Annotated in this window: 16 protein-coding genes; 7 read left to right on the plus strand and 9 right to left on the minus strand. The window is 74.1% G+C overall.

The window, feature by feature from the left end; translation table 11 throughout:
• Positions 1–41: 41 nt before the first annotated feature.
• Positions 42–953, plus strand: coding sequence for a DNA methyltransferase (locus ACWGQ1_RS15775; RefSeq protein ID WP_452313285.1), 912 nt, complete (start codon positions 42–44; stop codon positions 951–953).
• A gap of 3 nt (positions 954–956) precedes the next feature.
• On the opposite strand, the gene ACWGQ1_RS15780 is transcribed toward ACWGQ1_RS15775, so the two are convergent.
• Genes ACWGQ1_RS15780 through ACWGQ1_RS15790 form a run of 3 tightly spaced genes read right to left on the minus strand, consistent with a single transcriptional unit; the run spans position 957 to position 3,197 of the window.
• The gene (locus tag ACWGQ1_RS15780; RefSeq protein WP_136036950.1) at positions 957–1,307 is read right to left on the minus strand and encodes a cupin domain-containing protein; all 351 of its coding nucleotides are present in this window, start codon (positions 1,305–1,307) and stop codon (positions 957–959) included.
• The gene (locus ACWGQ1_RS15785) at positions 1,304–2,707 is read right to left on the minus strand and encodes an FAD-dependent oxidoreductase (protein ID WP_452313277.1); all 1,404 of its coding nucleotides are present in this window, start codon (positions 2,705–2,707) and stop codon (positions 1,304–1,306) included. Before ACWGQ1_RS15785 ends, ACWGQ1_RS15780 begins: the two co-directional genes overlap by 4 nt.
• Positions 2,708–2,732: 25 nt before the next feature.
• Positions 2,733–3,197, minus strand: a complete 465-nt coding sequence (locus ACWGQ1_RS15790; RefSeq protein WP_136036948.1) for an Lrp/AsnC family transcriptional regulator — start codon at positions 3,195–3,197, stop codon at positions 2,733–2,735.
• 99 nt (positions 3,198–3,296) lie between these two features.
• Here ACWGQ1_RS15790 and ACWGQ1_RS15795 point away from each other — a divergent pair, with 99 nt between their 5' ends.
• Entirely contained in the window at positions 3,297–4,745 is a 1,449-nt protein-coding gene (locus tag ACWGQ1_RS15795) for an aminobutyraldehyde dehydrogenase (RefSeq protein WP_452313278.1), read from the plus strand.
• Positions 4,746–4,769: 24 nt separating this feature from the next.
• On the opposite strand, the gene ACWGQ1_RS15800 is transcribed toward ACWGQ1_RS15795, so the two are convergent.
• Positions 4,770–5,297 carry a GNAT family N-acetyltransferase gene (locus ACWGQ1_RS15800; protein WP_136028543.1) on the minus strand — a complete coding sequence of 176 codons (528 nt, stop codon included), beginning with the start codon at positions 5,295–5,297 and terminating at the stop codon, positions 4,770–4,772.
• A 122-nt stretch (positions 5,298–5,419) separates the two neighbouring features.
• Here ACWGQ1_RS15800 and ACWGQ1_RS15805 point away from each other — a divergent pair, with 122 nt between their 5' ends.
• From ACWGQ1_RS15805 to ACWGQ1_RS15815, 3 genes are read left to right on the plus strand one after another with little or no spacing between them, the layout of a single operon-like run.
• Entirely contained in the window at positions 5,420–6,568 is a 1,149-nt protein-coding gene (locus ACWGQ1_RS15805; RefSeq protein ID WP_452313279.1) for an ROK family protein, read from the plus strand.
• Positions 6,569–6,585: 17 nt separating this feature from the next.
• Positions 6,586–7,515 (plus strand): polysaccharide deacetylase family protein, encoded by a 930-nt coding sequence (locus ACWGQ1_RS15810; protein ID WP_136028545.1) that lies wholly within the window; start codon positions 6,586–6,588, stop codon positions 7,513–7,515.
• On the plus strand, positions 7,512–8,837 hold the full coding sequence (locus ACWGQ1_RS15815; protein ID WP_452313280.1) for an MFS transporter: 1,326 nt from the start codon (positions 7,512–7,514) through the stop codon (positions 8,835–8,837). Before ACWGQ1_RS15810 ends, ACWGQ1_RS15815 begins: the two co-directional genes overlap by 4 nt.
• Positions 8,838–8,840: 3 nt before the next feature.
• Here ACWGQ1_RS15815 and galE read toward each other — a convergent pair whose 3' ends face one another.
• Genes galE through galT form a run of 3 tightly spaced genes read right to left on the minus strand, consistent with a single transcriptional unit; the run spans position 8,841 to position 12,212 of the window.
• Complete coding sequence (gene galE / locus ACWGQ1_RS15820) at positions 8,841–9,821, minus strand: UDP-glucose 4-epimerase GalE (RefSeq protein ID WP_447653234.1); 981 nt, start codon at positions 9,819–9,821, stop codon at positions 8,841–8,843.
• A 46-nt stretch (positions 9,822–9,867) separates the two neighbouring features.
• Positions 9,868–11,046: a galactokinase gene (gene galK / locus ACWGQ1_RS15825; protein ID WP_452313281.1), complete on the minus strand. Its 1,179-nt coding sequence runs from the start codon at positions 11,044–11,046 to the stop codon at positions 9,868–9,870.
• On the minus strand, positions 11,043–12,212 hold the full coding sequence (gene galT, locus ACWGQ1_RS15830; RefSeq protein WP_452313286.1) for a galactose-1-phosphate uridylyltransferase: 1,170 nt from the start codon (positions 12,210–12,212) through the stop codon (positions 11,043–11,045). The genes galK and galT overlap by 4 nt, the downstream gene beginning before the upstream one ends.
• Positions 12,213–12,362: 150 nt before the next feature.
• On the opposite strand from galT, the gene ACWGQ1_RS15835 reads away from it, so the two are divergent.
• Complete coding sequence (locus ACWGQ1_RS15835) at positions 12,363–13,325, plus strand: LacI family DNA-binding transcriptional regulator (RefSeq protein WP_378803836.1); 963 nt, start codon at positions 12,363–12,365, stop codon at positions 13,323–13,325.
• A 2-nt stretch (positions 13,326–13,327) separates the two neighbouring features.
• Here ACWGQ1_RS15835 and ACWGQ1_RS15840 read toward each other — a convergent pair whose 3' ends face one another.
• Entirely contained in the window at positions 13,328–15,334 is a 2,007-nt protein-coding gene (locus ACWGQ1_RS15840; protein WP_452313282.1) for a DUF2264 domain-containing protein, read from the minus strand.
• On the minus strand, positions 15,331–16,344 hold the full coding sequence (locus tag ACWGQ1_RS15845) for an NAD(P)-dependent oxidoreductase (RefSeq protein ID WP_452313283.1): 1,014 nt from the start codon (positions 16,342–16,344) through the stop codon (positions 15,331–15,333). The genes ACWGQ1_RS15840 and ACWGQ1_RS15845 overlap by 4 nt, the downstream gene beginning before the upstream one ends.
• A gap of 193 nt (positions 16,345–16,537) precedes the next feature.
• On the opposite strand from ACWGQ1_RS15845, the gene ACWGQ1_RS15850 reads away from it, so the two are divergent.
• Positions 16,538–17,449: substrate-binding domain-containing protein (locus ACWGQ1_RS15850; protein ID WP_452313284.1), on the plus strand; the 912-nt coding region annotated here is incomplete at its 3' end.

Below are 17,449 nucleotides of genomic sequence, written 5' to 3' on the forward strand. Positions count from 1 at the left end.
GTCCCGTCGCCGCGGAGGGGGCGCCGCGGGGTGCGGTCGAGATCGTGGAGGGCGACAACCTCGCTGTCGCCGCGACGCTGCCGTCCGGATCGTTCACGCTGGTGTACCTCGATCCGCCGTTCAACACCGGGCGGGCGCGCGAGCGGCAGGTCGTGACCGCACGGCGGACGTTCCCACCTCCGGAGATCCCCGCCGATCCGGGGGCCCCCGGCGCCGACACGCGGGATTCGCCGGCGGACCTCCGGAGTTCTGAACCCGCGGCGGCGGAGGCCGAGGTGCGGCACGGGTTCCACGGCCACGCGTACGAGCGGGTGCGGGGCATGCTCCGCGCGTACGACGACAGCTTCGACGACTACGGCGCCTTCCTGATGCCCCGGCTGGAGGAGGCGTGGCGGCTCCTGGGCGACGACGGCACGCTGTATCTGCACCTCGACTACCGGGAGGCGCACTACGCCAAGGTGATGCTCGACGCGGTGTTCGGGCGGGACTGCTTCCTCAACGAGCTGATCTGGGCCTACGACTACGGGGCGAAGTCGCGGCGGCGCTGGCCCACCAAGCACGACACGATCCTGGTGTACGTGAAGAACCCGCGCACGTACGTGTTCAACTCCGACGACGTCGACCGCGAGCCGTACATGGCTCCCGGTCTGGTCACGGCGGAGAAGGCGGCGCGCGGCAAGCTCCCCACCGACGTGTGGTGGCACACCATCGTCCCCACCACGGGTCGGGAGAAGACGGGCTATCCGACGCAGAAGCCCGAGGGGATCCTGCGGCGCATCGTCACGGCGTCGAGCCGTCCGGGCGATCGCGTGCTCGACCTCTTCGCGGGCAGCGGCACGACCGGGGCGGTGGCGTCGGCGCTGGGCCGTGACGCGGTGCTGGTCGACGACAACCCCGAGGCGGTGCGGATCATGGCCGAGCGCATGCCGCACGCCGAGGTCCGTCGCGGTTGAGGCTCAGACCGCGAGGGAGACCTTGCGCAGCGTCTCGGTCACGGTCCACACCGTGCGCATGCCGGCCGACAGGCGCATCACCGACCCGGGCCCGACCTCGACAGACGGCAGCGCGGGCTCGGTGAACTCGATGGTCGCGCGGCCAGACAGCACCACGAACACCTCCTCCTCCTCGGTGTCGCTCGCGGCGCCCGGCGTCATCTCCCAGACGCCGATCTCCGTCCCGTCCGTGGCGTCGAGCACGGCATACGCCGCGGTCGGCGCTCCGTCGCGCACCTCGTCCGCGGGCAGGGGCTCGTGCGCGAGGGCGACGGCGCGCGCGTCCACGGGCGTGCCCGGTGTCAGCGCGGTCACGAGTCGAACCCCATGCCGAGGGCGTCGAGCGTCTTCAGGAACGGGCCGCGTCGTCCCCCGTCGTGGTCGGCGCGGTCCATCGCGGCGCGCACCAGGTTGATGCCGATCGAGGCGACGGGCTCGGGCGGGAAGGGGATCGGCTTCTCGCGCACCATGCGCAGCTCCGTGCGCTCGGTCTCCTCCCCGGCGAGCTTGTCGAGCACCACGTCGGCGGCGAACCGGGCGGCGCCCACACCGAGCCCGGTGAATCCCGTGGCGTAGGCCACGCGTCCGCGGCGGGCCGTGCCGAAGAACGCGCAGAACCGGCTGGAGGAGTCGATCGCCCCCGCCCAGCGGTGCGTGAAGCGGAGCCCGGCGAGCTGCGGGAACGTGGTGAAGAAGTGGGAGGCGAGGCGTCGGTGGCTCTCCATCCGGTCCTCGTACGCGGGGCGCACCTTGCCGCCGAAGTGGTAGACCGCGTCGTAGCCGCCGAACAGGATCCGGTCGTCGGCGGTGAGCCGGTAGTAGTGGAACTGGTTGGCGCTGTCGGCGAGGCCCTGGCGGTTGCGCCAGCCGATCGCGTCGAGCTGCTCCGCCGACAGCGGCTCGGTCATCAGCACGTAGTCGTACACGGGCACCGTCATGAGCCGGTTGCGCTTCAGCAGCGAAGGGAACACGTTCGTGGCGAGGGCGATGTTCTCCGCGGTCACCCGTCCGCCGTCGGTCATGAGGGTGACCGGGCCGGCGTCGGGTCCCTCGATGCGGCGCACCATCGTGTGCTCGTGGATCTGCACGCCGAGCTCGACGGCCAGGCGCGCGAGCTCCCGGCCGAGCTTGGCGGGGTGCACGAGTGCCGTGCCCTCCCGGTCCCACGCGCCGGCGAGGAACGTGGGGGAGTGCACCTCGGCCTGCACCGCGTCGCGGTCGAGGAAGCCCTCCTCCTCGCGCAGCCACTCCACCTGGTGCGGCTCCACGGCCACGGCCAGCTGGCCCGTGCGCTCGAACTCGGCGTCGAGGGCGTACCGGCGCACGGTGTCCTCGATGCCGTCGAGGTTCTGCCGCCCCAGCTCCTCGAGCCGGTCGATCTCCTCCGGCCACCGGTTCACGCCGTTCTCGTGGCCGTGCGTGATGCTGGCCTCGCAGAAGCCGCCGTTGCGCCCCGACGCGGCCCAGGCGACGCGCGAGGCCTCGAGCAGCACGACCGTGCGCCCGGGGTCGCGCTCCTTCGCCCTGATCGCGGTCCACAGCCCGGTGTAGCCGCCGCCGACGATCGCGAGGTCGGCGTGCGCCGTCCCGCGCAGCGGCGGATGCGTCGGGCGGTCGACGTCGTCGAGCCAGAAGACCGACAGGGCGGTGTCGCGCAGGGACTCGTCGATGACGGACGGCGCGGGACGCCGGCGTTCGAAGACCGTGGTGCCCATGTTCACTCCCGGGTGCGGGGACGCGTCAGCGCGTTCCCCAGTTGTAGAGGTCTTTGTACAGTCCGGCGTAGAGCAGGCTCTCGGTCTGCACGATGCCGGGGATGGTGCGGATGCGGGTGGCGATGAGGTCGATCAGGTGGTCGTCGTCCTCGCACACCGCCTCGACGAGGATGTCGAAGGTGCCGAGCGTGACGACGACGTACGCGAGCTCGGTGATCGCGGTCAGCTCCTCGGCGATCGCGCGGGGGTCGCCGGAGACGCGGATGCCGATCATCGACATGCGCCGGAAGCCGAGCTGGAGCGGGTCGGTGACGGCGACGATCTGGATGATCCCGGCCTCGGTCATGCGCTGCACCCGCTGGCGGGCGGCGGCCTCGCTGAGTCCGACCTCGCGCGCGATCTCGGAGTAGGGACGGCGGCCGTCTTCCTGCAGCAGCTCGACGATGCGCTTGGAGATGTCGTCGAGGGGCGGCTGCGGCGTCGGAGTCATGTACCGATAGTGACATTCTCAGGGGGCTGTCGCAACTGATTCCGTCGTTCGACCCTCGTCATCCTTCAGATTCCGCGTTCGAGTGGCTACCATGGCGCCATGCACACCCCGTCGACGACGACCGAGCCCCTGCACAACTTCCTCGGCGGCCGCGCCGTGCCCGCGCACGGACCGGGACGGCTGCCGCTGATCGACCCCGCGACCGAGGAGCCGTACGGCGAGATCCCCCTGTCCGACGCCGCCGACGTGGACGCGGCCGTCGCCGCCGCGGCCGCCGCGTTCCCCGAGTGGCGCGACACCACGCCCGCGCAGCGCCAGCTCGCCCTGTTCCGCATCGCCGACGAGATGGCCGAGCGGGCGGAGGAGTTCGCCGACCTGGAGTCCCGCGACACCGGCAAGCCCCGCGCCACGCTGGTCGCCGACGAGATCGAGCAGTCCATCGACCAGCTGCGCTTCTTCGCGGGTGCCGCGCGCAGCCTCGAGGGGCGGGCCGCCGCGGAGTACGTCGCCGGACACACGTCGTTCGTGCGCCGCGAGCCGATCGGGGTCATCGCGCAGGTCACCCCGTGGAACTATCCGCTCAACATGGCGGTGTGGAAGATCGCGCCGGCGCTCGCCGCGGGCAACACCGTGGTGCTCAAGCCCGCGGAGGCGACGCCGCTCACCACGCTGCTGCTCGCCGAGATCGTCGCGCGGCACACCCCGCCCGGAGTGTTCAACGTGGTGCTGGGCGACCGCGACACCGGCGCTGCGCTGATCGCCCACCCGGTGCCGCAGATGGTCGCGATCACCGGCTCGGTGCGCGCGGGCATGGCGGTCGCCCGATCGGCCGCCGACGACGTGAAGCGCGTGCACCTGGAGCTCGGCGGCAAGGCGCCCGCCCTGGTGTTCGCCGACGCGGCGCTCGACCGCGCCGTGGAGGGAATCGTCGCCGGGGCGTTCTTCAACGCGGGACAGGACTGCACGGCCGCCACCCGGGTGCTCGTGCACGCGTCCAAGCACGACGAGCTCGTGGCGGCCCTGGTCGCCCGTGCCCGCACGCACGCGCGCACCGGCGGACCGCACGACCGGGGCGTGCTCTACGGACCGCTCAGCAGCGCCGCCCAGCTCGCCCAGGTGCAGGGCTTCATCGACCGGCTCCCCGGGCACGCCACCGTGGCCACCGGCGGCCGCAGGCAGGGCGACCGCGGCTACTTCTGGGAGGCCACGATCGTGACCGGTGTGCGGCAGGACGACGAGGTCGTGCAGGGCGAGATCTTCGGACCCGTGCTCACCGTGCAGTCGTTCGAGACCGAGGAGGAGGCGCTGGCCCTCGCCAACGGCGTGCCGTACGCGCTCGCGGCGTCGGTGTGGACCACGGATCACGCCAGGGCGATGCGGTTCTCCCGCGACCTCGACTTCGGGTGCGTGTGGATCAACACCCACCTGCCGTTCGTGTCGGACATGCCGCACGGCGGCTTCAAGCACTCCGGCTACGGCAAGGACCTGTCCCAGTACGGCTTCGACGACTACACCCGCCTCAAGCACGTCATGAGCGCGATCGACTGACGGGCGGCCCCGGGCCGTCCGGGCTCAGCGCGGGCCGAGCAGCTTGACGCGGCGGTGCTCGCGGAGCGTGAACTGCGGGCGCTGGTCGATCTTGGTCGCCCCGTCGAGCTCCCACCCGTGCCGGGCGTAGAACCCGTCGGCGCGGTCGTTGCCGTCGAGCACCCACAGGTAGCCGCGCGTGTGCCCGGCCTCGATCATGCGGGCCTCCGCGGCTTCGAGCAGCGCATGACCCGCGCCCGTCGACCACGTGTCCGGGTCGGCGTAGATGCCGTACAGCTCGGCGTCGTCGAGACCGTCGGGGTCGCGCCCCGAGCCGAACGACGCCCACGCGATCACCGCGCCGTCGCGCACCGCCACCAGGGTGCCCAGGCTCGTGGGCAGCGGGTCGGCGAAGATCCGCCGCCACCCCTCGGCGCGCTCCGAGACCGAGAGCCCGTCGAGCACCTCCTGGTCGATCAGGCCGCGGTAGGCGGTCTGCCACGAGCGCACGTGCACTCGGGCCACGGCATCGGCGTCGTCGGCGCGGGCGTCGCGGATCACGAAGGACGTCATCCCTCCACCCTAGGTGCGCGCGGCGACGGCGGAATCGGGGTGGACGCACGCGGCCGGATGTAGCATGCTGGCCGGGCACCCGAGCCGAACCACGAGCATCGACACCTCCGAGGATCAGCCGCATGTCACGACCCCTTGCCGGACCGCAGAGCCTGCTCCGGTCGCTCAACGGCCGCGCGTTCCTGGAGCGGCTCGCCGACAGCGGTCCGCAGACGCGCGCGGAGCTGATGGCGGCGACCGGGCTGTCGCGCACGGCCGTGACCCAGGTGCTGCGGATGCTGGAGGCGGCCGGTGCGGTGGCGGCCGCCGGCGTCGACCGCGGTGCGCGGGGTCCCGCCGCGGGGCGCGTGGCCCTGCACCCGCTGCTCGGGGTCGCCGCCGCGGTGCACGTGGACCATCATGCCGCCCACGTCGTGCTGGTCGATGCGACCGGGACCGTGCGGGCCGAACAGCACGCGCCGTTCCCCTCGTCCGGGGACCGGGTCGGGCACATCGCCGGGCTCGTGGCGTCGTGCCGGGAGTCCACGCGCGGCCCGCTGCACCTCGCGGTGGTCGGGGTGCCCGGCATCGTGACGGCCGACGGAGGCATCCGCGACGACCAGGGCCCGGACGGCGGTGCGTTCCGCTCGGCGCTGCAGACGGCGCTCGGGTGCCCGGTGCAGGTGGAGAACGACGTGAACCTGGCCGCGCTCGCGGAGCTGACGGCGGGGGCGGGGGCCGAGCTGAGCAGCTTCGCCCTGTTCCTGCTCGACGACGACCTCGGCGCGGGCATCGTGATCGAGGGGCTGCTGCACCGGGGCTTCTCGGGTGTCGCGGGCGAGATCATGTACCTGCCGCAGTCGCCGCTGCCGATCGGCGCCCCCATCGTGGGGGAGGAGGTGGTGCACGACCTCGCGCTCGGTCTGGGCCTCGACGTGCGGGCGCCGCTGCTGGCCCACCTCGAAGCCGCGCAGCAGGGCGACGAGAAGGCGCGCGAGCTGGTGGCCGAGATCGGCCGGCGCCTGGTGGTGGCGGCGGGCACCGTGGCGCTCGTGCTCGACCCCGAGGCGTTCATCCTCGGCGGCGAGGCCGCGCACCCCGCGCTCGTGGAGGCGGTCGACCGCGTCGCGGAGGAGTTCGCCGCGCAGCTGCCGCTCCGGTTCCTCGTCTCGGCGTTCGGCCCGGAGGCTCCGCTCGTCGGGGTCGTGGGCGAGGCGGCCTCCGCCCTGCGCGCGCTCGTCTTCTCCCGTCTCCTCACCCCCGCGGCCGCCACCCCGCGACCCGGCCGCTGACCCCGACAGGACCCGCCATGACCACTCCGCCCCCGCTCGCCGACCGGCTCGGCCTCCCGTCCGGTGCCAGGGCGATCATCCTCAACGCCGACGACTTCGGCATGTGCCACGCGGCGAACACGGCGATCGGGAGCCTCCTCGAGCGGGGCCGTATCGACAGCGCGACCGTCATGGTCCCGTGCGCCTGGGCGCCCGAGGCGCTCGCGTTCGCCGCCGGTCGACGCGACCTCGATGTGGGCGTGCACCTCGTGCTCACCAGCGAGTGGCGGCGCTACCGGTGGCGTCCGCTCACCGGCCCCGGCACCACTCTCGTCGACGGCGACGGCTTCTTCCCGAACGAGGTCGCCGCGGTCGAGCAGGGGGCATCCGAGGCCGACGTGGCCGCCGAGCTGACGGCGCAGGTGCAGGCCGCGCTCGACGCCGGAGTCGACGTCACCCACCTCGACAACCACATGGGCTCGGTCTACGGACTGCAGAGCGGGCGCGACTTCCTGCGGCCGGTGTTCGAGCTCGCCGCCCGGCTCGGCCTGCCGTTCCGGCTTCCGCGGTACCGGGAGGGCGCGGAAGCCGACCAGGAGCTGCAGGCGAAGCTCGCGGAGGCCACGGCCGCCGCCGATGCGCTCGGCGTGGAGATCATCGACCGGCTGTGGACGCACCCGTTCGAGCTGGCCGGTGAGGGCACGGCGCAGGAGGAGACGTACGAGCGGGTGCGCGACGGGTTCCTCGACGTGCTGCGGGCCGTGCCGCCCGGCGTGACCGAGATCTACCTGCACCCGATGACCGACGGCGCCGAGCTGCGCGCCGCCGTCGACTTCGGGGCGGCCAAGCGCGGCTACGAGCTGCGGCTGCTCGACGACCCGCTCGTGGAGCAGACGATCGACGACGAGGGCCTGGTGCGGGTCGGCTGGCGCGACCTGCGCGACCTGCAGCGCGGGGCGGCCCGGTGACGGCGCTCGCGGACCGGCTGCGCGACCGTCGCCTCGACGCGGCCCCGACGCGGGCGCAGTCGATCGCGTTCGGGGCGTCCGGGTTCCCCACGCAGCTGATGACGCAGACGTTCTCCGCGTTCGTCGTCTACTTCTACGTGTCGCACCTCGCGGTGCCCGCCACCTGGGTGGCCGTCGCGATGGTCGCGCACGGCATCCTGAACGCGGCGCTCAACCCGCTGGTGGGCGCGCTGTCCGACCGGATCCGCACGCCGTGGGGCCGCCGCATCCCGTGGATCGGCCTCGGCATCGTGCCGCTGGTGGTGGCGTTCGCGCTGGTGTGGATGCCGCCCGACCTGCCCGCGGACGGCCTCATCGCCTGGTTCCTGGTGGTGGTCGCGGTCTACGACATCGCGTTCGTGGTGGTGGTGCTCAACATCTCGGCGCTGTTCCCGGAGATCTTCCGCACGACGGAGGAGCGCGCGCGGGGCAACGTGCCGCGGCAGATCTTCGCGATTCTCGGCATGGTGCTCGGCACGGCGGGCGCCCCGGCACTGTACGACGCGATCGGCTGGCCGGGCATGGCGCTCGTGCTGTCCGGCGTGTGCCTCGTGCTGCTGGCGTGGTCGTTCTTCGGCGGCATGATCGAGCGGCGCGTGCCGGAGGCGGCGTCGGAGGCGATGCGCTGGCGCGACCAGCTCACCTACACGTTCCGCAATCGGGCGTTCGTGCCGTACGTGCTGGGGTCGCTGTGCGTGCAGACCTCGATCGCGGTGATCCTCGCGTCGGTGCCGTTCTACGTGCGGTACTCGCTGGGTGCGGCGGAGGGGGAGGGCAGCCTGCTGCTCGGTGCGATCTTCGTGACCGCGATCCCGTCGATCGTGCTGTGGAGCACGGTGGTCCGCCGCACCTCCCCCCGCACGGCCCTGCTGTGGAGCGTGGCGGTGTTCGGGGTCGCGGTGCTCGGGTATCTGATCCCCACGTCGGTGCTCGGAGCGGCTCTCGTCGGCGTCGCGGTGGGCGTGGGCGTGGGCGGGCTGCTGCAACTGCTCGAGGTCGTGCTGGCGCAGATCATCGACGACGACGCGATGCGCACGGGGCATCGGCGGGAGGGCGCGTACTTCGGCGTCAACGGCTTCGTCGTCCGCGGCTCCGTCGTGCTGCAGGCGATCGTCGCGGCGGTCGTGCTCACGGCGTCGGGGTTCGACGCGACGCTCGGCGAGGCGCAGCCCGACACGGTCGACGGCGCCATCCGGCTCATGCTGGCCGTGATCCCGCTGGGGTTCACCGCGCTCGCGTGGCTGTGCTTCTGGCTCTACCCCATCCGCACCCGCGACGTGTGAGGCTCAGGCGCCGGCGGCCCGCCGCGCTTCCCAGCCCGTGCGCACCATCTCGTCGACCGTGTACCGCATGCGCCAGTCGAGGTCGCGCGCTGCGAGCTCGCCGGTGGCCACGATGCGGTCGGGGTCGCCCGGGCGCCGAGGGCCGACCTCGGGCGTGAAGTCGATGCCCGTGACCCGGGCGACCGCGTCCATGATCTGCGCCACGCTGAGGCCGTCGCCCGAGCCGAGGTTGTACGCCGGCTCGATGGGCTCGCCCGCCGCGAGGCGCTGCGCGGCGGCCACGTGCGCGGCGGCGATGTCTCCCACGTGCACGTAGTCGCGCACGTTCGTGCCGTCGGGGGTGTCGTAGTCGTCGCCGAAGATCTTCGGGGTGCGGCCCTCCAGCAGCGCCTCGAACACGATCGGGAAGAGGTTGTGCGGGCTCACGTCGTACACCGCGGGGTCGGCCGAGCCGACGACGTTGAAGTAGCGCAGCGAGGTGTGCCGGAGCGGCCGCTCGCTGTCGGCGGTGGCGATGGCCTGGTCGCGCAGCAGCCACTCGCCGATCAGCTTCGACTCCCCGTAGGGGCTCGCCGGCTTCTTGGCGGTGTCCTCCACCACGAGCGGCACGTCGGGCGTGCCGAACACGGCGGCCGAGGAGGAGAACACGATGTTCGCCACCCCGGCGGCCTGCATGGCCTCCAGGATCACGCGGGTGCCCTCGACGTTCTGCGCGTAGGTGTGCAGCGGGCGCTGGACGGAGACCCCCGCGTACTTGTACCCGGCCACGTGGATCACGCCGTCGGCGTCGTGGTCGCGCAGGGCCTTCTCGACCAGGTCGCGGTCGAGGATGCTGCCCTGCACGAACGGCACGCCCTCCGGCACGAACGAGGCGACGCCGCTGGACAGGTCGTCGAGCACGACCGGGGTGAGACCCGCCTCCGCGAGAGCGCGGACCACGTGGGCGCCGATGTAGCCGGCGCCGCCGGTGACGATCCAGGACATGCGTTCCTCTCCTGCCGCGACCGTGGCGGCTCGACCACTCATTGTGTCAGGCGTCGCGGCGCGGACCTGCGGACGGGCTGACGGTGAACACGTGCGGCTCGGCGTATCCGGCCTCGGCGAACCGGGCGCGCACGGCGGTCGTCACCGCCTCCACCTCGTCCTGCGGCACGAGCGCGATCGCCGCGCCCCCGAAGCCGCCGCCGGTCATGCGCGCCCCCAGGGCGCCGGCGGCGAGCGCGGCGTCGACCGCGGTGTCGAGCTCGGGGGTGGAGATCTCGAAGTCGTCGCGCATCGAGGCGTGCGAGGCGACGAGCAGGCCGCCGATGGCCCGCGCGCCCTCCGCCCGCAGCACGGTGACGGTGTCGCGCACGCGCTGGTTCTCGGTGACGATGTGGCGCACGCGGCGGAAGGTCTCGTCGTCGAGCAGCTCCTGCGCGCGGGCGAGGTCCGCCACCGCGACGTCGCGCAGCGCGGGCACCCCGAGCGCCGCGGCGCCGCGCTCGCACGACTCGCGGCGCGCGCGGTAGCCGCCGGTCGAGTGGGCGTGCTTCACGCGGGTGTCGATCACCAGCACGGACAGCCCGGCCGCGGCCATGCCCAGAGGCACGACCTCGGCCTCCAGCGAGCGGCAGTCGAGGAAGATCGCGGCGTCGGGCTCGCCGAGCATCGACGACATCTGGTCCATGATCCCGGTGGGGGCGCCGACCGCATCGTTCTCGGCCGTGCGACCGATGCGCGCGAGGGCCACCGCGTCGAGCCCGGTGCCCCACAGCTCGTTCAGCGCGGACGACGTGGCGCCCTCGATCGCGGCCGACGACGACAGCCCGGCGCCCACCGGCACGGTCGACGCGATCGCGATGTCGGCGCCGTGGCCCGGTACCCCCGTCGCCCGGCGCAGCGCCCACGCCACCCCGAGCGGGTACGCGGCCCACTCCGGCACCGCGGGGCGGCTCCCGGGCGCGGTGGGGAACAGGCGGTCGAGGTCGTCGAGGGCGACCTCCACGGGCTCGTCCGCGAACGTGGAGGTGACGCGGAGCCGACCGTCGTCGCGCCCGCCGACCGCCGCGGCCGTGCGCTGCGGGATCGCGAACGGCAGCACGAAGCCGTCGTTGTAGTCGGTGTGCTCGCCGATCAGGTTCACGCGACCGGGAGCCGACCACACGCCGTCCGGCCCGTGCCCGGTCAGGGTCGCGAACAGGGCCTCGGCCTCCCGCACCGCGGTCATGCGGAGACTCCGTCCACGGCGTCCGTGCGGGCGATGGCGTCGCGGAGGCGCTCGGCCCCCTGCTCCGGCGTGACCTCGGCGGCCCACGCCCACATCGCCGCCTCGGAGCCGGCGAGGTACTTGAGCCGGTCGGCGGCGCGGCGGGGGCTCGTCAGCTGCAGGTGCAGGCGCACGCTGTCGCGGCCCACGCGCACGGGAGCCTGATGCCACGCGGCGATGTAGGGCGTCGGGGTGTCGTACAGCGCGTCGACCCCGCGCAGCAGGCGCAGGTAGAGCGGGGCGAGCTCGTCGCGCTCGGCGTCGGTGGTCGCGGCGAGGTCGGGCACGTGGCGGTGCGGCATCAGATGCACCTCCAGCGGCCAGCGGGCGGCGAAGGGCACGAACGCGGTCCAGTGCTCGCCGCGGAGCACGACGCGCTCGGACCGCTGCTCGGTGTCGAGGATGCGGGCGAACAGGTCGGGCGCGGTGCGGTCGATCATGTCGAGCGTGCGGGTCGTGCGCGGCGTCACGTACGGGTAGGCGTAGATCTGGCCGTGCGGGTGGGGCAGCGTGACCCCGATCTCGGCGCCGCGGTTCTCGAACGGGAACACCTGCTGGATGCCGGGCAGCGCGGAGAGGGCTTCGGTGCGGTCGGCCCACGCCTCGATCACGGTGCGGGCGCGCGTGACGGTCTGGGTGCCGAACGATCCCGCGGGCTCGGGGCTGAAGCACACGACCTCGCAGCGTCCGACCGCGGTGCGGGTGCGACCGAGGCCCGGGGCGTCGAGGTCGTCGAGCCCGCGCGGGGCGTCGGCGGCGGCGGGGGCGGCGCCCACGGCCTCGGCGAGCGCGGGGCCGAACGCCGGGGAGCGGTTCTCGAACACGGCGACGTCGTAGCGCGACGGCACCTCGGACGGGTTGCCCGGGGTCTGCGGGGCGAGCGGGTCGGCGTCGGCGCTCGGCATCATCACGCGGTGCTGTCGATTCGCGGCGACCGTGATCCAGTCGCCCGTCAGCACGTCGAGCCGCATGGTCGCGGTGTCGGGTCGCGGGGCGAGGGTGCGGGCGTCGACGGCTCGCTCCGCGCCGAGGGCGGTGCCGGGGTCGTCGTAGTAGAAGAGGTCGCGGCCGTCGGCGAGGGTCGTGGCGCGGCGGACGACGCCGGCACCGAGGACCTGCGTCCGCATCTCAGGGGAATCGGGCGTGTTCACGTCAACATGGTAGGTCTCCGCGCGTGATAACGTCAACACGACGGAGTTGTGAACGGAGGACGCGTGGCACGAGACACCCCCGCCTCCGCTTCCGTCTCCGCCGCGCCGGACGCCGCCCGCGTCTCCATGGCCCAGGTCGCCGCGCGCGCCGGAGTCTCGGGCCAGACGGTGTCGCGCGTCGTCAACGGCAGCCCGCGGGTCGATCCGGCCACGCGTGCCCGCGTCGAGGCGGCGATGGCAGAGCTCGGCTACCGGCCGCACCGCGCCGCGCGAGCCCTGCGCACGGGCCGCTCGCACACGATCGGCCTCGTCGTCACCACCCTCGCGACGATCGGCAACTCCCGCATGCTGCAGGCCACGGCCGAGGCGGCGGCCGAACGCGGCTACGCCCTCACCGTGGTCACCGCGTCCGAGGGCGTCGAGGCGGCGTTCGCCCAGCTCGCGGACCAGGGCGTCGACGGCGCGGTCGTGCTCAACGAGGCCTCCGCGCTCGTGCCGTCCGCCCCGCGACCTCCGGGTCTGCGGCTCGTGGTGGTCGACGCGCCCGCCGAGACCGGGGCGATCGTCGTGCACAGCGATCACGCGGGAGGGGCGGCCGCGGCCACGGCGCACCTGCTGAGCCTCGGACACGCCACCGTGCACCATCTCGCCGGGCCCGCCGACTCCTTCGCCGCCGCCGAGCGCGAGCGGGGATGGCGGGAGGCGCTCGCCGCGGGCGGCATCGCGGCGCCCGCGGTGGTCCGCGGCGACTGGACCTCGCGGTCGGGATTCGCGGCAGGTGCCGCGCTGGCTCCCGCGACGGCCGTGTTCTGCGCGAACGACCAGATGGCCCTCGGTCTGCTGCGGGCCCTGGCGGAGTCCGGACGCCGTGTTCCCGCGGACGTGAGCGTGGTGGGGTTCGACGACGTGCCGGATGCCGCGGACTACCTGCCGCCCCTCACCACCATCCGCCAGGACTTCTCCGCTCTCGCACAGCGGGCGGTGGGGGCCCTCGTCGCGGCGATCGAGGGAGCGGACCCGGCGGCGGACGGCGACCGTGCGATCGTGCCCACCCGGCTGCTCGTGCGCGACAGCACCGCGCACCGCTGAGGTCAGCCGGACGGCAGCAGCTCCTCCGCGTCGCACGCGGTCGTCGACCCGTCCGCCCACACGATCAGCCACCCGCCCTCCTGCGGGGTGAGCTGCGGCGACGCCGAGGCCACGCCGAGCAGCACCCCCACCGCCACCCAGGCCCCCGGGCGCGCCGGAACGGTGAGCCACGGTGTCGCCGTCCGCGGGGCCAGGGGCGTCACGTCGGACTCGACCCGCACGCCCGAGGCCGCCCCGTCCGTGCCGTGCAGCTCCACGAGGCGGCTGTGCCGCGCGGGCGCGCGACCGCCGGGCCGCCCGCTGCCGTGCGACGCGTTCCCCGCCTCGGCTCCGGCGGACACGCTCCCCGGGCCGTCCTCGACGAGATCCTCTCCCGACAGCGCCCATCCCCCGACGCGCAGCTGGTCGCCCTCCCGCACCCGCGTCGCGGCCGCCTCCCCCTCCGCGTCGCGGACACGCACCAGCCGCACCTCCCAGGCGCCGCGCACGACCGACACGACGTCGAGCACCGGCCCCGTCTCGGTGACGCGCGCCGCCGCACCGCCGCCCACGTCGAACGCCGACACGAACTCCCGGTGCCAGTGCACCCGCCCCGACGACCCGCCGAGCAGCGTGCCCTCGTGCTGGCAGAGCGTCCCGGTCGCGAAGCCGGAGCGGTGACTCGGGCGACCGTCGCGCACCAGGGCGGCGGTGCCGTCGAGCGGCTCCGTCAGTCCGGGCGTGCGGAGCACGGGCGCGGTCGCCGTCGAGTAGCCGAGCTTGGCGTAGAGCGGCGCGTCCGGATGGCGCTCTCCCGGAACGCCGTGGTCGGTGCCGTGGTTGACGATGCGCACGACACCGTCCTCCTGGGTGCCGCTCGCGAGCCACCCGGGCGCGGCGAGCACCCGCGCGAACGACCCCGCATCGATGGGCAACGGTTCTTCCACGGCCGTCCATACCGGATGGGCGGCGGGCAGCGCGAGCGCGAACAGCCCCTTCGCCGCCCAGGACGGCGACCCCGGGCCCGAGTAATCCTGCGCGAGCGCCCGCCACGCGCCGTGCCAGCCCAGCGGGAGCACGCCGGACGCGTCCGGGATCCCGCGGTCGACGAAGTGCCGCACCTGGCCGCTGATCGCGCGGCGCAGCAGGCCAGGGCCGTGCCGCGATCCGCCCGTGAAGGCCGCAGCGCCCGCCGCCGCCGCTGACGCGAACCGGTATGTGAGGCTGCGGCCCTGGATCAGCGGTCCGCCGTCGGCGCCGATGAGGTGCAGGGCATCGTCGAGGTAGTCGTCGAGGCGGGCGCGGGAGCGGGCGATCCGGGCGGTGTGCCGCGGATCGTCGGCGACCATGTCGGCCCAGATCGCGGGATAGAAGGACAGCGCCCAGCCCGCGTAGTGGTCGAACGAGCGCGCGGCGCCGTCGGAGGTCCAGCCGTGGGCCCGCTCGAACCCGTCGAGCAGGGCGAAGTCGACCTCGCGGTCCTCCGTCGAGAACGGGCCGCCCACGCTCTCCAGGAACTGCTCGACGAGGATGCGGAACCAGGCCCAGTTGTTCGGCGGGTACGAGCCTCCGATGAACCCGGCGAGGTAGTCGATCGTGCGGGTGCGTGCAGTGTCGTCGAGTCGAGCCCAGACGGTGTCCCGCGTGAGGTGGAGCCCGACGGCGAGGGCTGCGGCCTCCACCTTCGCCTGATCGACCTCGTCGGGCCGGGGCCAGCGCTCCGGGTTCCCCCGGTCCACTCCGGCGGCGAGTCCGCGCGCATACCGCGCGGCCAGGTCGCCGGTGCCGTCGGGGTCTCCGGCGATGCGGAACGCGGCGAGCAGGAAGGTGCGGCTGAAGCCCTCCAGGGCGTCGACCGCGGGGCCGAATCCGCCAGGGCGGCCCGGATAGCGCACACCGGCGCCCGTGGGGCTCGCGTGCCGGGCGGCCCCGTCGAGGATGGCGTCGGCGACCGCCTGGAGATGCGCGCGACCCCAGCCGGTGTACGGCGACAGGTCGCGGTCCTCCGGAGGGAGGGCGAGCGTGCTCACGCGCCGTGCTCCAGGTCGGCCGGGCGCACGGGGTGGAGCGGGGGAGCCCCGGCGATCCAGGCCTCCAGCTCGTCGAGGGCCGCATCGGCGAGCCGCCGCGTCTCGCTGCCGAGCGAGCCGGCGAGGTGCGGGGTGACCGCGACGTTCGGCAGCTGCAGCAGCCGCGAGTCCACGGGCAGGGGCTCGGGTTCCGTCACGTCGAGCACGGCGTCGAGTCGTCCGTCCGTGCACTCGTCGGCGAGGGCGTCGTGGTCGAGGAGCGCTCCGCGGGCCGTGTTGATGATGGTCGTGCCATCGCGGAGGGCGGCGAGCTGTGCGCGTCCGATCATGCCGCGGGTCGCCGGGAGCGCCGGAGCGTGCAGCGACAGCACGTCCACGCGGGGGAGCAGTGTCGCCAGCGGCACGAGCTCGGCGCCCGCGGCCCTGACCTCGGCCGCATCGGCGAACGGATCCGCGACGAGCACCTCGATGCCGGGGAACGGCCGGAGCAGCTCCACCACGCGCCGGCCGATGCGCGAGAACCCGACGATGCCGGCCGTCCGGTCGAGGTTGCCGATGCGACCGCCGACGCGGGCGCCGGTGCGGAGGTCGTGCTGCGGGTCGGCCGTCCGCAGGGGCACGAGGGCTCGCTTGCCGGCGAGGAGGATCATCGCGAGGGTGTACTCGGCGACGGGGGCCGCGTTGGCGTCGGCGGCGGAGGTGACGAGGATGCCGCGGTGCCACAGTGCCTCGGACACGAGGCCGCGGACGCTCCCGGCGGCATGGAACACCGCGCGCAGCCGGGGGAGCCGGGCCAGGGCCGCCTCGTCGAGCGCGGGCGCGCCCCACCCCGTGACGAGCGCCTCCACCCGGGCCAGGCGCTCCTGCGGGGCGGCGGCGTCGACGGCGGTGACGGGAACGGGGTCGTCGATCAGGGCGAGAGCCGCGAGCCGGTTGCGACGGGGGCCGTCGAACAGGAGGTCCCAGGCATCGGGGGACATCGCGACGAGGACGGTGGGGCGGGCGGACATGGTCTCCTCGGGGCCTGCGCGACGGACGTCGGCGCCGCTCCAGTGAAGGACGGCGGGGCGGTGCGCGCAACGGAGACGAACACGGTCTGTCATGATCGAACACACTCGAACAAGGAGTCCCGATGCCGATTCCACACCGCGCCCGCTCGGCCGAGCGGTGCCGTGCATCCACGACACACGGGGAGGCCGCGGCGTGAGCGGCGGGGAAGAGGCGCCGCGCTTCGGCATCTCCCGCCGCGAGCGGATCCTCGACGAGCTGCGGCGCGCGGGGGCCGTGCGGGTGTCCGCGCTCGCGCGCGACCTGGGCGTGGCCGAGCTGACGATCCGCCGCGATATCGCCGACCTCGCGGAGCGGGGGCTCCTCACGCGCGTGCACGGCGGCGCCACGCTCCGCAGCACCCTCGACCCGGCCGCGGCTCGGCCGCTGTCCGCTCCGCGACGGTTCGGCATGGTGGTGCCGTCGCTGAGCTACTACTGGCCGCAGGTGGTGGAGGGCGCCCGCGTGGCGGGGATCGAGACCGACACGCAGATCGTGCTCCGGGGGGCGAGCTATGCGGCCGCCGACCAGCGCCGACAGATCTCCGCCCTGGTCGCGTCGGGGACGGTCCACGGGCTGATCGTGGCTCCCGAGACCGCGGGCGCGGACGGTCATGCCCTCCTCGCCTGGCTGGATGCGCTGCCCCTGCCCGTCGTGCTCGTCGAGCGTCGCGCGCCCGACGTCCTCGCGCTGACGCGTCTCGAGAGCGTCGTCACCGATCATGCTTTCGGGGGAGCGCTCGCCGCGAGTCATCTCGCCGGCCTCGGCCATCGGCGGGTCGGCATCCTCACCTCGCCCCAGTCGCCGACCTCCGCCGCCCTGCGCCGCGGGTGGGGCCGTGCGGTCGAGGAGCTCGGTCTCGAGCCGGGGGTCGACCGCGAGGTCGCCCTCGACCGCATGGGTCGATCGGCGGTAGGGCCCTTCGTCGCCGCGCTCCTCGACGAGATCCGGGCGACGGCGACGACCGCGCTGCTCGTGCACTCCGACCCGCAGGCGCTCCTGCTGCAGCAGCACCTGGTCGATGCGGGGTGGCGGGTGCCGGGCGACGTGTCGCTCCTCGCCTACGAC

Source organism: Microbacterium sp. NPDC055599, from assembly GCF_053618975.1.

Coding starts and splice junctions, on each gene's coding strand:
- ACWGQ1_RS15790 (WP_136036948.1), bottom strand. CDS start 3,197: ATGACTCCGACGCCGCAGCCGCCCCTCGACGACATCTCCAAGCGCATC.
- ACWGQ1_RS15800 (WP_136028543.1), bottom strand. CDS start 5,297: ATGACGTCCTTCGTGATCCGCGACGCCCGCGCCGACGACGCCGATGCC.
- ACWGQ1_RS15845 (WP_452313283.1), bottom strand. CDS start 16,344: ATGTCCGCCCGCCCCACCGTCCTCGTCGCGATGTCCCCCGATGCCTGG.
- ACWGQ1_RS15810 (WP_136028545.1), top strand. CDS start 6,586: ATGACCACTCCGCCCCCGCTCGCCGACCGGCTCGGCCTCCCGTCCGGT.
- ACWGQ1_RS15805 (WP_452313279.1), top strand. CDS start 5,420: ATGTCACGACCCCTTGCCGGACCGCAGAGCCTGCTCCGGTCGCTCAAC.
- ACWGQ1_RS15835 (WP_378803836.1), top strand. CDS start 12,363: ATGGCCCAGGTCGCCGCGCGCGCCGGAGTCTCGGGCCAGACGGTGTCG.
- galT (WP_452313286.1), bottom strand. CDS start 12,212: ATGCGGACGCAGGTCCTCGGTGCCGGCGTCGTCCGCCGCGCCACGACC.
- ACWGQ1_RS15795 (WP_452313278.1), top strand. CDS start 3,297: ATGCACACCCCGTCGACGACGACCGAGCCCCTGCACAACTTCCTCGGC.
- ACWGQ1_RS15785 (WP_452313277.1), bottom strand. CDS start 2,707: ATGGGCACCACGGTCTTCGAACGCCGGCGTCCCGCGCCGTCCGTCATC.
- galE (WP_447653234.1), bottom strand. CDS start 9,821: ATGTCCTGGATCGTCACCGGCGGCGCCGGCTACATCGGCGCCCACGTG.
- galK (WP_452313281.1), bottom strand. CDS start 11,046: ATGACCGCGGTGCGGGAGGCCGAGGCCCTGTTCGCGACCCTGACCGGG.